The organism is Pararhodonellum marinum, assembly GCF_015354735.1.
GTDB lineage: Bacteria > Bacteroidota > Bacteroidia > Cytophagales > Cyclobacteriaceae > Pararhodonellum > Pararhodonellum marinum.
Map to the genome: position 1 here is coordinate 54,999 of NZ_JACEFJ010000020.1, position 15,222 is coordinate 70,220.

The following is a 15,222-nucleotide window of genomic DNA, read 5'->3' on the forward strand; positions in this document are numbered from 1 at the left end:
TTGAATGATATGAAAAAACTATTGATAATTTGTTTGATATTATGGTCAGTGGCAGGAAATGCCCAAGATATTTTTCAGGAAGAATTGTATTCTGCTAACCTGGTATTTCAAAACAGTTTCGCCATTTCTCTTACTGACCAACAGGCTGATAGAATCAAAAAAATCCATAGCCAAAGTTCCATGGAATTTAGAAAAATCAAATGGGATTTGGATGAAGCTTCTGCCAAGTTGAAGAAAATGCTAAGTGAAACCAAACCCAATCCCGAGGCAACTTCCAAGCAATTGGATATAGTCCTAAGTCTGGAAAATTCACTGAAGAAAAAGCAATTTTCAACTTTGGTTGCCATCAAAAATGAACTCAATGAAACCCAGCAAAAAGAACTTCAGGAACTGAAAGCAGTCAGTAATATTCATAAATATGATATAACGGGGCCATTGACTATTGGACCAACGACTATTTTGAATGGCACGGTGAGCAAAACAGCAACTGAAGCCAACACAAATCCAAACATGAAACTTAGGCTTTCATCAGATTCTGAGAATAGTCCGTTGATGTTAATTTCTACAAAAGAAGGTATGGTTCAGGTTGATAATTTTGACAAAATAAATCCCGAAGACATCCAAAGTCTTGAAGTACTAAAAGACAAATGGGCAACCGATAAATATGGTGAAAAAGGAAAAAATGGTGTTGTAATCATCATCTTGAAAAAAGATAAGCAAGAACAATTTGAGAAGTGAGAATACAGATAAAACCAAAAACGCTAACTACATTTCGAAGTAATTGTAAAATTAGAGTTTTTTAAACCTCAAAGGTCTTTAGGGTTAGGATTACGCTTTCTTTAGAACTTTGACCTTTTTTCTGGTATTAAAACCTTCGAGGTCTGGGAAAAGACCTCAAAGGTTTAAGGGATTATCATCACAATCCACATCCCCCACCACATATTGCAATCCATTGAGGAAGAACCGGAGCAAATCCTGATTCTCAAAACTCTGGGCATTGTGGGAGGGAGAACAGTACATGACCTTTCCTTTCCCTTGCGATCGAATCCATGCCACATAAGTCTTGCCTTCTGATTTTATTTGATTTTTCCTCTGATCGGTAATCTCTGAATTGTTAAAATAAAGCAATGGCCTGAAATCCAAGTCAGCATAAGCATTGCTATAGAAATAAGGCTCATCCACATGATTGAATCCCTCTTTGGGAAATGATTGGACAAGTGGATGGGATGCGTCAACCAATCTGACCTGAATAGGTTGCTGTGGGGGATGGTAGTCAAAACTTGCCCCTACCAAACGGCTAAAAGCCTTGGATTGGTTTAGGGTAGTCACACCTCCATGGACCACCATCAGTCCACCACCTTTTTCCACATATTTGATCAGGTTACTCTCCATTGCCAATGCCTTCCTTATCAATTGGGTACTGTCAGCATCTAATTCAGCGCTTAGTTTGTCCCAGAACAAGTTTCTATGGTCAGGTTTTGAGCAGGTATTATTTAAAATAACCGCATCAAAATTTTTGAGATTTCGCGCTTCAAACATGCTGATATCTTTGCTTCCAGTAACCTCAAAAGCACCACTTTTTTCAGAGATTATTCTCAGCATTTCTTCCGTATGGGGGATTACCCAATGTTCAAAACCGGTATGAAGTGAAAAAACAAGGATGTTTTTCTTTTTGGTGACAGGAAAAGAAGGGCTTTCGGGGGCAAGTGCATGGATTTTCTCAATCCATGAATTGTCAAGCTTTACTTCAGGGAGACTTTGGGCCCTAAGTGAAAAGGAATAGAAAAAAAGAACTGATAGCAGCAGTATCTTTTTTTCCGATGATATAAAAGCGCTGGTATTCATCTGAGTTTATTGGGATTTTTATAAATTGTTCTAACCTTTTACCCAATAACCTAAATACCTATGAAATTCAAAAGGCTTTTCTATCAAAGCTTAATTTTTGTTTTTCTTCCATTGTTTTCCTTTTCGCAGAAAATCAACTTGGAAGAATCCGTGACAGGGTTTCATTTCAAATCGGAAGATCAACTTCTTTTGACCTATCAGAAAGCTGTTGCACAAGTGCCGGACGGAGTTAAAGAAGAATTCAGCAAATCCGGATTTATCCATCCTTTGAATTCTCCTTCGGGTCAAACACTGACCAGAATCCAACCACCGGACCATTATCATCATTATGGTATTTGGGGACCCTGGACCAAAACAACCATCGAAGGCAGAGCAGTGGATTTCTGGAATCTCGGGGATGGGACAGGCAGGGTAGATTTTGGAAAGCTTATCTCAAAGAAAACCAACAAGGATTTTGCTGAAATAGGGGTCAGGCAAAACCACATGGATCTTTTGGCTCCATCAGGACCCCAACTGGCATTGGAGGAAGATTTGACTATCAGGCTTTGGAACAAAAACAGCAATCATTACTTGGTGGATTACACCAGCACCATTTCAACACCATTATCCTCAAGCGTTATGTTGGAGGCTTACCGGTATGGTGGTGGAATTGGCTTTAGGGCAACCGAAATTTGGGACCAAACCAACAGTACAATACTGACTTCAGAAGGTTTGGACAGAAAGGTAGCAGATGGAAGCTTTGCCAAATGGGTAATTGTGGAGGGTGAAAGCGATTCATCCTCCGGAAGAAGCGGGATTTTATTTCTCAGCCATCCTGACAACAGATCCCATCCTGAACCCATGCGTGTATGGCCTGAGGACTCCAACGAAGGAAAGGAAAATGTCTTTATCGAATTCTGCCCTATCAGACACGAATCTTGGGAGATCCTTCCTGGGGAAAAATATACCCTGAAATACAGAATGATCGTTTTTGACGGCGATTTATCCGCAATGGAGGCTGAAAATTATTGGAAAGAATTTGCCAAAAAATAACCCAAAACCAAACCTGAAAACGCGTGAAAAGAAGAAACTTTATAAAAACCACCACCATGGCGACAACTATTCTTGGCTTTCCAACCATTGTGCCTGCTTCTGTTTTTGGAAAAAATGCCCCTAGCAATAAAATCAATGTCGGCCAGATTGGCTGTGGCCGTATTGCAAGGGAGCATGATCTTCCCGGGACTTGGCAACACGATGTAGCCCGTATTGTGGCAGTTTCCGATGTGGACAGCAAGCGGATGAAAGAAGGGAAGGAATTGATAGAGAATTACTATACCAAAAAAATGGGTACCTCATATGTGGATGTCAAACAATATGGAGATTACCATGACATGCTTGGGGATCCGGATATTGATGCAGTCATCATCAGTACTCCTGACCATTGGCATTCACAGCCTGCTATGGAGGCAGCTTTGGCAGGAAAACACATTTACCTTCAAAAGCCCACCTCATTGACCATCAAAGAAGGTCGGCAATTGGTAGAAGTAGTCAATAAAACAGGAGTAATCCTACAATTGGGAACCCAACAACGTTCCAGTGAACAGTTTAGGATTGCCGCTGAATTGGTCAGAAATGGAAGAATAGGAAAGATCCATACAGTACGGATTGGACTTCCCGGAGACCCTTCCGGTCCTGATGCCCCCCCAATGTCCATACCTTCCAACCTGAATTTTGATGCCTGGCTTGGATCTACACCCGAGGTCCCTTACACAGAAATTGGCGTGCATCCACAAAACGATTATGGCCGCCCAGGTTGGTTACGACATGAAAACTATGGGGCAGGCATGATCACAGGTTGGGGACAGCATCATTTTGATTCTGCCGCTTGGGGTATGGACACCGATCTGACGGGGCCTAGATATGTAGAAGCAGTGGCAGAATTTCCAAGGTCAGGCCTTTGGAATGTCCATGGGGATTTTATGGTCAAAGCAGAATATGACAGCGGCATTGTCATGCTAACCAGTGGTGGCTATCCAAATGGAATCCGATACGAAGGGTCAGAAGGCTGGATTTGGGTATCAAGAGGTAACTATGTGGCCTCCGCGAGTGACCCAGTGGCACAGGGGGACAATGCCAAAGCCTTGGATGCTTCCGATCCAAAAATCCTCCAATCCAAAATCGGTGAGGACGAAATCCACCTTTACAGAAGCAAAGAACAACATGGCAATTGGCTGGATTGTATACAATCAGGAGAAGAACCGATTTCTCCCGCGGAAATTGGCCATAGAAATTGCTCGGTCTGTTTGGTCAGTCACATAGCCATGAAACTCGGAAGGAAATTAGAATGGGATCCAGTAAAAGAGGAATTTGTAAAAGACCCTGATGCCAATACCCATCTCAGCAGAATCCAAAGAGCCCCTTACGGTACTGATTATGTCAAAGTTTGAACAGGTTAAATTTCAAAAAATCCTAACCATTGGATTGGGCATGATGCTGGTTTTTCAGTTTTGCACCAGCCCAAAAACGAACAAAATGTCAGAAAACCCTCAAGAGAAAGTCACTATAATGAGCCTTGACCCTGGTCATTTTCATGCAGGGTTGATCCACAAAACCATGTATCCCCATGTGGATTCGACAGTCCATGTTTTTGCCCCCGAAGGGGATGAATTGGATGATTACCTCAAAAGAATCAGTAGCTTTAATCAAAGGGATGAATCTCCTACTGCCTGGAAATTGAAATTGGTGAAGGGGGACAACTTTCTGGAAGAGATGATTTCCAAAAAACCTGGTAATGTGATGGTGGTGGCAGGAAAAAATGACCGGAAAATCGATTACATCAGCTCCGCCATTTCCAGTGGCATCCATGTCTATGCAGATAAACCTTTGGTGATCAATCAGGAAGGCTTTAGGAAATTACAGAAAGCATTTGAAGAGGCTTCGCAAAAGAATTTGCTGGTCTACGATATCATGACAGAGCGTTTTGAAATCTCTTCCATCTTGCAAAAAGAGCTTTCCATGATCCCGGAAGTTTTTGGTGATTTGGAAGACGGTTCTCCTGATAACCCCGCCATCACGAAAGAAAGTGTCCACCATTTTTTCAAAACTGTTTCAGGACAACCCTTGATAAGACCTGACTGGTTTTTTGACGTGGAAGTAGAGGGAGAAGGCATTGTGGATGTGACCACCCATTTGGTGGATTTGATCCAGTGGGAGGCTTTTCCAGAAATGGTTCTGGACACCACTGATGTAAAAATGATTGCTGCGAAAAGGTGGGCAACTCCTTTGTCTTTGGAAGAATTCAAAACAGTAACTGGTAAAACCGAATTCCCGGAATTCCTTAAAAAGGATATCAAGGATAATGTGCTGAGGGTCTTTTGCAACGGTGAAATGAATTATACCCTAAAAGGAAAGCATGCAAAAGTGAGTGTTATCTGGAATTTTCAAGCTCCTGAAGGTGCTGGAGACACCCATTACAGCATGATGCGGGGAACCAAAGCAAACCTGATTATCAGGCAGGGTAAGGAGGAAAAATATATCCCGACTTTGTATGTGCAACTTTTGGGTGATCAACATGAAGCATTAAAAGAGGCTTTAACTGTTACTCTTCAACAAAAATATCCCGGTCTTGATTTAGAAAAACCGGTTAGCGGAATATATAAAGTCCTTATACCAGAAAGTTACCATGTCGGACATGAAGCCCACTTCGCCCAAGTGACGGAGCAATTTTTGGAATACTTCGAAAACGGAAGCATGCCAGAATGGGAAGTTCCGAATATGGTGGTCAAGTATTACACCACTACAAAGGCGCTGGAAAAGGCATCAACCGATAATAACTAAAACCTCAAGGTTTTGGTACAGCGGTGCATCTGTAGGTATCTTTGATATAAAAAATTCCATCAAACATCTTATGCCAAGCATAATAATTGGGTTGATGCACCAAAGTTTTCATCCAAAAATGTCCGATATTTTCCAATTCATTTGGGTTTTTTTGGAAATCAATAAATGCATAATCAAAATCTTTTTGATGAATCAATGCTTCAAAATGATTTGGGTCTGGAAGTCCGATTTCATAACTTTCTTGATAAAGACGTCCCCCTTCTCCCTGTAAAGAAGTGAAGCCCATGATGTAAAGATCATTGCCAAGCCATTTAGCCACTTCCGACCCCATATTGGTGGAGTCATTGGAAATTTTTGGTCCATATTTCTCGATTAGGGTTGTGTAATTTTTGAAAATATGGGAATTACTTCCCCAAAAAACCACTTTTCGGTCACGAAAGGGATGCTTCAATAACCATAATAAATTATCTGCCATTTGAACATCTCTTTCATTGTTTGAATCACTGAAGGTGTTATAGAAGAATCCTCTGAGGTTTCGTGTTTCTTGGTACCAAAAGATAGAATCGTCAAGATGTATTTCTGCTTTATCCAAAAAGCCCATAAAAGTATCTTTGTCCCGTTCGTTTACTTCGGAATTGTATTCCCTTTCCAACAGTTCATGGAGAACTTCCCGTACGATTTCCTTCTCTTCTCCAGATTCAAATAAATTTACATCGTCCATATATTTCATAAAGGAAGGAACCAACCACTTTTCAGAATTAACCATAGAATGTCTGGGATCTGCACCGGCAATCAAAATTGGTTTTTCTTGGGTTCTGCTTGCTTCGATATATTCAAAGAGGTCCTGGCATTCAAGACATTTAGACCAAATAGAATAAATGTTCTCTTGGAAATCCGTTCTATGTCCAATTAAGGAATCAGAACTATTGAAATTCAACGCAAAGAAATCACTTTCAAAAACAACAACATCAAATCCCATGTTTTGGTGGAGGTATTGGATCAGTTTTGTCTTCGCCAAAAATGTTGGTGCTTCACCATGGTCTTGTTCTCCAAGAAACACCACCCTGGAATCTCCTATAGCTTGAGCAATGTGCTCGAAACCTACCATTGTTGGATCCATCGGGTCAATGCTGGCTATTTCAACGGTATGCTCTGAAATAAATATTGCCAGATCCTTGTTTATGGGAAACAAGAAATCAATGATCAGCAATCTGTAAACCAACCAGCAGATTACCAAAATCGAAAGAATTATCGCTATTGCTTTTTGATAGGTTTTCATATTTTAAAAATCATTTCAACTTTAAATGTAATGAAGAAAGTTTTATGTACCCATGATCACATAGTTTATCTACAGTCCTAAATAGTTATCAAAATCGAATAGGTAGTTTTGGAGGAATAGAAATGAACCTGGAAGTGGGAAGTATGATTACAATAAATATTCGATTTAGGGAAAGTTGTAAGTAGGATTACAAGGTAGCTAGTCTCAAATTAACTCATCATAAAAAAATCAATCGTAACTTATTCAAGGCAGACATTGCAATAATACTTTTGATGGGAAATTTGTACTTTTTCAGCTGATTACAAATCATAATTTTTTAGTCCCCGTAATCTTCAACTTTATTCACCAATTGGCAAATTATGATTGTCATTTCAAATCCTTTGACCTTTCCAAGTAAGGTTGGTTGGATTTTGGTGATTGTTAATATTCCAAGCTCCACCGTTGCCACTTGTTGTTAGGTTGTTGTTATCTCCGCCAAACCAATGCCAAGCCACTCTTCCAAATGAGTGTGTTTCAGCTGCTTTAAACATATATTCAACCCTTGTAGCTTCTATTCTCCCAGCATTATCGACACCAAACTCGCCTACCATTGTGGGTAAGCCCAGCTCTTCAAGCCAAGTGAAAAAGCCATCTAATTTAGAAAAACCCTGATCCCACTGGTCGTAGATATGAAAATCAAACATCATCCTGTCAAAGTCTTCCATCAACGCAGGTCCATGAGACAAAATGAAACTCTTGGAGTCCGTCACTGTCTCACAATTCCAAGATGAGCCAGTATCCTGTCCCCAGCTCATCCCAGGCACTACAATCATATTATTGTTGCCGGTGTCACGTATAGCTTTTGAAATTTCCCTAATCTGGTCTTCCCAGGCAGCCATGTCATTTTCTGACCTTACTGGTTCAAGTCTTTGACTTGGACCTAGGTTCTTGCAGTCTTCAGACTGCACTTTTCACAGTCTGAAGACTTTGGAGTCTTTGGTCCAAGCCCGCCTGCGTCGGGCAGGTCTGAAGACTTGAACCAGGGTTGAACACTTGTAACAAGTGGTCACTATTCTACTAAAATTACATCTATCAAACGGTCTGGTAATCCTGCGTAATTAGCAGCACTGCTGTAAAGATATTCCTCTGGTGAAAGCACTATTCCTGCTTCCACTGGATTATGATGGATATAGTTCAGACATCTTGATAGCTTGTCGTTTGTATTCAGTTCTACAGGATGACTGTGTTGTTGCCATCCCTGAAAGCTTTTGTTATTGGGATTGTACTTTCCAGCTTTACTAAAATGCCATAATAAAAAATCCTTTCTGCTCTCTTGGGGATTCATTTGAATTTCCTCTATGATTTTTACAGCGGTGAACTTCTTAATGTCTCTCACGATTCCCTCTAATGTTTGTTCGCCGTTTCTACCTATGATAAAATGTGCATGGGAAGACATGATACAATATGCACAAAGATCTAATCCTTTGTTTTGTTGACAGTAGCGCAAAGAGTCTAGCAAAATATCTCTATAAATCTTTCGGGTGAATAAGTCTATCCATTCGATGATAGTAAAAGTCACAAAGTAAAGTTTTTCCTGATCCCTGATTTTGTACTTTCTGCTCATAGTAAAAAAAGTTTTGGTTTAAAAGTATAGTTGAATTTAAGGTTTTGGGTTGACTTTGGCAATAATGGAGTGGTTAAATTTGCAACCGATGGTCCAAGACTTGGTCTTGGATTTTGATTGGTCCAAGTCTGAAGACTTGAACCATTCTGAAGACTTGAACCACTTCAAACCCCCTCAATCCCCCGCATTCCAATATGCCATCCTTTCGCAGCTGACCACTTCTATGCTGTAAAAATCAAATTCCTCGGTGACTTTGCCTTTGATCAGGTAGATGCCGCGGCCTTTGAAGGGGTGTTTTTTGACCACAGGGGGGAAATGCACCGTGTCTATCCAGTCCCCATCCCGGTCTACAAAGGTGCCGAAGTTCATCACATCTCCTTTGACGGTCCTCGTGTATTTGATGGTGACCAGGTAGCCGATGATCTGCACCCGCTTGCCCAGGTAAAGTTTCAGGTCACGGGCCTTGATGCTGGGGACAGTCTGGTCTTTGACCAAAAGAAAAGGGGAATCCAAGGGGAATTCAAGGATGTCGATCTGATCCACAATCTCCTGCCGTACATCCGCCGCCTCGAGTTCCGGCACCTGCAGTTCCCTGAAGCCGGCCTTTTTGAACAGCTCATTGCCGCCCGGGATGGCTTTGCGCTTGTTCAGGATAAAATGCGCTTCCCAGAGCAGTTCCTGTTTGCTCTTGCCGGTAAAGCGGAAACATCCTATCCTGATCAGGATCAGCAACTGTTCCAAGCTGATGCCTACCCTCGATACAAAATCCGCAAGCCCCAGAAAAAGCCCATTGGCCTTCCGCTCAGCAAGAAGCTTTTCCACACTGGTTTTTTCCAGGTACTTGAGGTGGATAAAGCCGAGATAGACCGTCTTCCCTTTGATATTGGTCAGATGGTCACTTTCATTGATGTGGGGAGCCTGTATGTCTGCACCGTTCATGCGGAGTTCGTGGACATAGAATTCGGTATGGTAAAATCCCCCGAAGTTGTTGATCACTCCCACCATAAACTCCAGCGGGAAATAGGCCTTCAGATACAGGCTTTGATAACTCTCCACCGCAAAGGAGGCAGAATGTCCCTTGGCAAAGGAATAGCCTGCAAAGCTCTCGATCTGATGCCATACTTCTTCCGTGATCCTGGAGTCCCGGTCCAGTCTTTTACAGTTGGCAAAAAACTGGTCCTTGACCCGTTGGAATTCGTCTTTGGACCGTGATTTCCCGCTCATGCCACGCCGGAGTATATCGGCCTCGCTGAGGCTGAGTTCCGCAAAATAGTGGGCCACTTTGATCACATCTTCCTGATAGACCATGATGCCGTAGGTTTCGGGCATGATGTCCATCATCACGGGATGGGCCTGTTTTCGGCGCTGAGGATCCACATGGCGCAGGATGTACTCCCGCATCATGCCTGAGCGTGCCACCCCTGGACGGATGATGGAACTGGCGGCTACCAGCTCCAGGTATTCATCCGCTTTCATTTTGGCCAGCAGCATGCGCATGGCGGGGGACTCCACATAGAATGCCCCTATGGTATGCCCATCGCGGAGGTGCGCCTTGATTTTCGGATCTTTTTTGAATTTTTCCACTTCACGGATATCCACTTTCACGCCTTGGTTTTGGTAGATGATCTCCAGGGCACTTTTGATGTGGCCCAGACCCCGCTGAGAGAGGATGTCAAACTTGTGCAAGCCGATGTCCTCCGCGATATGCATGTCAATGTGTGCGAGCGGGAAGCCTTTGGGAGGCATTTCTGTGGCAGTGTAATAATGTATCGGTTTGTGGGAAATCAGAATCCCGCAGGCATGGATGGTCAGATGCGAAGGCATGCCGTGGAGCACCTGACTGTATTTGATGATCAGCTTTCCGTACTGGTCAGGGACATGGTCAGGCTTGCCTGCATAATAAATCAGGGATTCGATTTCAGTTTTTGGGAGGCCAAAGACCTTCCCGAGTTCACGCAACATGGAGTTGGATTGGAAGGTGCTGTATGATCCCAGGAGTGCGACATGTTCCTGCTCTCCTTTGTTGTATTTTTCGAAAATATACTGCGTCACATCATCCCGGTCCGTCCAGCTGAAATCAATGTCAAAATCCGGGGGATTTTCCCGGTACAGGTTGATAAATCGTTCAAAATACAAATCCAGCTCAATCGGATCCACATCGGTGATGCCCAGACAGTAAGCCACAATGCTGTTGGCACCGCTGCCCCGGCCCACGTGGTAGAAGTTTTTATGCTGGGCGTAGTTGACAATGTCATAATTGATCAGGAAATAGGAAACAAAACCCTTTTGCTGGATGAGCTCCAGCTCCTTTTCGATCCTGGCCGTGATCTGGGGGCTGAGGTCAGGGTAGCGCCTGAGGGCACCCTTGAAGGTCTCTTGCCGCAGGTAATCATAATCTTCCCAGTCCGAACCCAGGATATCCCGTCTGTTTTTGACCGCCTGAAAATAAAACGAAAACTGACACTGTTCCAGCAGCTTTTGGGCATTGTAGAGCAGGTAGCTGTGTCTCACGCAACGGCCCACCATGTCGGCGTAGCTGTAGAAGGTATCGCTGATATCACCCTGTTCTCCGGGATCCAGTTTGCTGAGCAGGGTATTGCCATCGATGGCCCTGAGGAGCCGGTGGGCATTGAAGGTCAGCTGCGATGAAAAACTGACCGGCTGTAGGAGCACCAGTTTGTCCTTGTACCGGTACCAGGGCGATTTCATCAGGCGGTTGAGCTGGAAGGGCGTGACGCCGATGTATTCGTTTTCCCTGAGGGAAAAGACCTTTTCACCAAAGGGATATACGATGAAACTATCCCCAAATCCAGGGGCTCTTTCTCCAAAAGGCAAACCCTTGATCCGGTGATGGGAGAGGTGTAAGTTGAGTTCGTAAAAGCCTTCCTGATTGCGGGCCAGGCCGATGTATTGCTGTCTTGCCCCGTTGCGGAAATCAATGCCTATGACAGGATGGATGCCCTTTTGCTGGGCTTCCCGCATAAAGGGAAATACTCCGGACACTGAATTGATGTCGGTCAGGGCCAGGGCATCGAGCTTTTTGGCCTTGGCTTCAGTGATCAGTTTTTCCACGGACATGGTGCCGTATTTGAAGCTGTAGTAGGAGTGGCAGTTGATGAACATTGAAATAATTGGAATTAAGGTTGAAATATGCCTCCCTTCGGTCGGCGATATATACAGCCTCTAGGCTGTGATATAGATGGATGCGCTCTTTCGGTTGTGATGTATGATGGATAATTTTTGGATGTAGCCCTTTGGTCAGAGGAATCTTGGTTCGGAGGTTATTTTGTTAATTTTATTAACATTTTTATGTTTATAATTTAATCAAATAAACATTGAAAAGTCAAGTCTTGTGAAGGAAGATGTCGGTTTTTGAGATAAAAAAAGAAAGGGGTTGTACTACAGCTGATTAGGGCAGAAGAGGAGTCAAATCGAGAGAATACATGTTATTTTTCGGTTAGGCAAAATTAGCTTAACCAGGAAACTTGTTTGCAAACCCGAAAATCGCATAAAGTTCTTGCTGGGTAAGCATAGTTTCATGTATGTTTTGGAAAAAATATGATTTTCATCCGATTTTTGGGTAAACCGGTTGAAGTTCCACCAAACTACCCTTAGATTAGAACTTTATTTGCTGGCATGGAAAACTGGATCGAGTACCTCAATGATATCATTGCCCAGGATGTAAGGTGGAACATCTACAAAACCATCCTGATCATTGTGATCCTGTGGCTGATTAAAAAGGGCGCTTACAAGATCATCGGGACCCGGACGGACGGGGAGATGAGGAAGCTTTACCATTGGCGCAAAACCATTCAGTACAGTTTGGCCATCATCGGATTGCTGCTGATCGGCAACATCTGGATCTACAACTTCCAGTCCATCACCACCTTTCTGGGTCTGCTGTCAGCCGGTATTGCCATTGCCTTAAAGGACATCTTCGTCAATATTGCAGGTTGGCTTTTCATCTATTGGCGCAAGCCTTTTGACGTGGGTGATCGAATTCAAATCGGAGATTTCAGAGGGGATGTGGTAGACCTGAGGCTGTTTCAGTTCAGCTTGATCGAGGTAGGGGCTTGGGTGGATGCGGATCAGAGTACAGGGAGGATCGTCCATGTACCCAATGGGAAGGTATTCACCGATCCCCAAGCCAACTACAGTCAGGGTTTTGATTACATCTGGCATGAACAGTTGCTGTTTATCAGCTTGGATAGCGATTACAAAAAAGCCCAGCAGATTTTACAGGAGATCATGAACCAACTTTTTGAGAAAGATTTCAAAAAAATCGAAAAAGCCATCTTGTATGCACAAAAAGCACATTTTATTTCTTTCTCCCAATACACCCCCACTGTTTACATCAAAATCCATGACCGGGGCATTCAGCTGGCCATGCGCTACCTGTGCAATCCCAGGAAAAGAAGAGGCTTTGAGCATCAGATCACAGAGGCAATCCTGGAGCGTTTCCGATTGGAAAAAGAAATCAGAATCGTATATCCAATCACATCTGTGTATTTTGAAAATTCCCAGGGAAAGGATTGAAAAAAGCCTCTGAACCAGACATTCAGAGGCTTCTTTTGACTATGGTTTAGGAAACATTATTCTGTATGATTAGTGGTCTACCGGCTGGGCATAATCACAGCTTACATTGGGATTGAAGGGGAAATACATGCCACTTGGGTTGTTTTTCCAAAGCCATACATGCAGCTGGTAATGGGGGAATGGAGGTCCTCCTTTGGCATTCACCGGTTCCCCTTTTTCATTTAAAGTCATTTCCCTGTGATCATCGAATACTTGATTCCCCAGATATGGTGGTGCATCATTTTCTTCATCCCATGGCTCGGCTGGTACCAGGTATTCCACTCCAATCAGTTGCAACCTACCATTTCTGGTGGGCTCATACATCAATACTCCGGGTTCACTGGGAATTACCCAGGGTTTGATCCGGTCTTCATTGATTGCATGATGCCCCATGCTACCCAAAAAAGGGTGCTGCACACAATGATCCAATTCATACCCGTCTGCATTGGCTACTTCAAAGCGATGGTATTTGGCCGTTGCCGCTCGGATTTGGGCCAGGAGTTGGTTTTGATTGGAAGGGTTCTTTCGGAGGAAAGCACCGATTTCATCATCAAAGTCGTCCATGTCCTGCGCAATTTCTGTTTCTTCAATGTCTAGCTGTGGCGCTTCCATGTTTTCGTTCATACAACTGCCCAAGATAAATAAAGCCAAGATGAAGAAGAGGCTTCCATAGTTGAATGGGTTACTAATGCTTTTCATGTTTTTGGTGTTTGAAGGTTAATTTGATGGTTTAAAAAGAATCCATACCCCAATGGGGGACCGTTCAAAGAATAGCCGCCTGTTTCTGGCAATTTCTTTAAAAGCAAGCCTCCATTATCCGTGTGTTTCCAACGGACAAAATTTAGACCTTTAACCAAGGAATCAAATATTTGCTATAGCCTGATTTCCTAGGGTAAATTTGTCCCAAAGATCAGGTGATTCCATCACCCATTGGGGTGATTTTTCGGTGGAAAATGAAAAAACTGTCAAAAAGACTCCAACCAGATTAAAAAACCGTCCTCATTTTCAAAACGGGATCCAGTGACATCCCTCCTGGATTGAGGCCCATTTGGCCTTCAGGAACCGGAATGCCCAATTCCTCAAAGTAAGTTTTCCAAATAGGGAACAGCTTTTTTGTTTTAGGATCCCTGAAGGTCATGGGCTGAGGCGTGAATAGGTCATCCCCATCATTGGCTACTTTGAAGGCAAAGTGAATCAATTCAGAACAGTAAAAGGCGTCGTTATCAAAATCGAAGGCAGCATCATAAGGTTTTCCGATCTGCTTTTTTGCCTCCTCAAGGGCTTGTGAAATCAGGTGTTGATACTCAGGTTTGAGTCTGCCCAGCATGACCTTGGGTCTCCCGTTGTGGTCCAGGTGCCGCTCCAGAAAATCATGCAGGGGTGTTTGGCTAACCCCTTGGCTGGTGGCCTCGAGTACATACCATTTGCCGTTTTCGTTGATCAAAAGGCCATTGTGAGTAAATTCTCTGCCTTCATAACCTTCGGTCACTTTGCGGATGGCCTCACAGAAATCCCCGCATTCCCCGTCCTGAAAGAGGATATCGCCCTCCTGCCAATCCAAGGTGCTGTCCTGGCAGGACAGGAAGGTAAGGAACAAAAACAAGTTCAAATAAATTATCAGGTTTTTCTTGTACATAAATTGTGGAGCAAATGTCCTTCGCAAAGTTAGTCATTCGCCATCGAATTTGTTAACTTAATAAATAATCAAGTAACTAAAACAAACTTCAAAATATTATATATTTAGTTTATTTTTTACTTAAATTTAAAGTAACTAGCCGTTTTTCTCCAATGCTACCCATCCCGTGAAGCCATAAAATCTTAATTCCCAAAATCTGTTTAAAATCATAAAAAATAAAATTTGAGAAAGTTATTGTTTGTTTTCATCATGATTGCGGGAATGGGTTGCAGCCATTCTACCAGGCAAGAGAGTTATCGGTTAGTAAAGGTCGATGACATAACCATTACGACAAAGGAGTTGGCTTATGTAAACCCATCGAATATCCAATTGGTAGCGTCTGATTCTGGCAGGTATTTGTTTTGTTACAATTCAATCGGTAAAAACTACCTTTACATGGACTTTGAAACAGGAGACATTAAAGTGAAG

General features: G+C 43.0%; 12 protein-coding genes and 1 pseudogene. 6 read left to right on the top strand and 7 right to left on the bottom strand.

The window, feature by feature from the left end:
- The first annotated feature begins 9 nt into the window (after positions 1 to 9).
- Positions 10 to 738 (top strand): Spy/CpxP family protein refolding chaperone, encoded by a 729-nt coding sequence (locus tag H1A14_RS22265; RefSeq protein WP_194778521.1) that lies wholly within the window; start codon positions 10 to 12, stop codon positions 736 to 738.
- 156 nt (positions 739 to 894) lie between these two features.
- Here the strand turns inward: H1A14_RS22265 and H1A14_RS22270 are convergent, their stop codons facing one another.
- Positions 895 to 1,845, bottom strand: a complete 951-nt coding sequence (locus tag H1A14_RS22270; RefSeq protein ID WP_194778522.1) for a ThuA domain-containing protein — start codon at positions 1,843 to 1,845, stop codon at positions 895 to 897.
- 60 nt (positions 1,846 to 1,905) lie between these two features.
- On the opposite strand from H1A14_RS22270, the gene H1A14_RS22275 reads away from it, so the two are divergent.
- The 3 genes from H1A14_RS22275 (at position 1,906) to H1A14_RS22285 (ending at position 5,661) form a co-directional block, all read left to right on the top strand.
- Positions 1,906 to 2,877 carry a DUF6807 domain-containing protein gene (locus H1A14_RS22275; protein WP_194778523.1) on the top strand — a complete coding sequence of 324 codons (972 nt, stop codon included), beginning with the start codon at positions 1,906 to 1,908 and terminating at the stop codon, positions 2,875 to 2,877.
- Positions 2,878 to 2,900: 23 nt separating this feature from the next.
- Positions 2,901 to 4,271, top strand: a complete 1,371-nt coding sequence (locus H1A14_RS22280) for a Gfo/Idh/MocA family protein (protein WP_194778524.1) — start codon at positions 2,901 to 2,903, stop codon at positions 4,269 to 4,271.
- An 85-nt stretch (positions 4,272 to 4,356) separates the two neighbouring features.
- Entirely contained in the window at positions 4,357 to 5,661 is a 1,305-nt protein-coding gene (locus tag H1A14_RS22285) for a putative oxidoreductase C-terminal domain-containing protein (RefSeq protein WP_228527924.1), read from the top strand.
- 4 nt (positions 5,662 to 5,665) lie between these two features.
- Here the strand turns inward: H1A14_RS22285 and H1A14_RS22290 are convergent, their stop codons facing one another.
- From H1A14_RS22290 to H1A14_RS22305, 4 genes are all read right to left on the bottom strand, one after another.
- The gene (locus H1A14_RS22290) at positions 5,666 to 6,940 is read right to left on the bottom strand and encodes an erythromycin esterase family protein (protein ID WP_194778525.1); all 1,275 of its coding nucleotides are present in this window, start codon (positions 6,938 to 6,940) and stop codon (positions 5,666 to 5,668) included.
- 371 nt (positions 6,941 to 7,311) lie between these two features.
- Positions 7,312 to 7,887, bottom strand: a complete 576-nt coding sequence (locus H1A14_RS22295) for a cellulase family glycosylhydrolase (protein WP_394355342.1) — start codon at positions 7,885 to 7,887, stop codon at positions 7,312 to 7,314.
- 101 nt (positions 7,888 to 7,988) lie between these two features.
- Positions 7,989 to 8,543: an REP-associated tyrosine transposase gene (locus tag H1A14_RS22300; RefSeq protein WP_194778527.1), complete on the bottom strand. Its 555-nt coding sequence runs from the start codon at positions 8,541 to 8,543 to the stop codon at positions 7,989 to 7,991.
- 174 nt (positions 8,544 to 8,717) lie between these two features.
- Positions 8,718 to 11,666, bottom strand: coding sequence for a DNA polymerase III subunit alpha (locus H1A14_RS22305; RefSeq protein ID WP_194778528.1), 2,949 nt, complete (start codon positions 11,664 to 11,666; stop codon positions 8,718 to 8,720).
- 513 nt (positions 11,667 to 12,179) lie between these two features.
- Here H1A14_RS22305 and H1A14_RS22310 point away from each other — a divergent pair.
- A complete protein-coding gene (locus H1A14_RS22310; RefSeq protein WP_194778529.1) occupies positions 12,180 to 13,079 on the top strand; it encodes a mechanosensitive ion channel family protein in 900 nt (299 codons plus the stop codon).
- A gap of 69 nt (positions 13,080 to 13,148) precedes the next feature.
- On the opposite strand, the gene H1A14_RS22315 is transcribed toward H1A14_RS22310, so the two are convergent.
- Together H1A14_RS22315 and H1A14_RS22320 are read right to left on the bottom strand one after the other, a co-directional pair.
- Positions 13,149 to 13,817 (bottom strand): hypothetical protein, encoded by a 669-nt coding sequence (locus H1A14_RS22315; protein WP_194778530.1) that lies wholly within the window; start codon positions 13,815 to 13,817, stop codon positions 13,149 to 13,151.
- A 286-nt stretch (positions 13,818 to 14,103) separates the two neighbouring features.
- Positions 14,104 to 14,727, bottom strand: coding sequence for a YiiX/YebB-like N1pC/P60 family cysteine hydrolase (locus H1A14_RS22320; RefSeq protein ID WP_228527925.1), 624 nt, complete (start codon positions 14,725 to 14,727; stop codon positions 14,104 to 14,106).
- A 249-nt stretch (positions 14,728 to 14,976) separates the two neighbouring features.
- Here H1A14_RS22320 and H1A14_RS22325 point away from each other — a divergent pair.
- Positions 14,977 to 15,222, top strand: a pseudogene (locus H1A14_RS22325) (hypothetical protein); the annotation flags it as partial.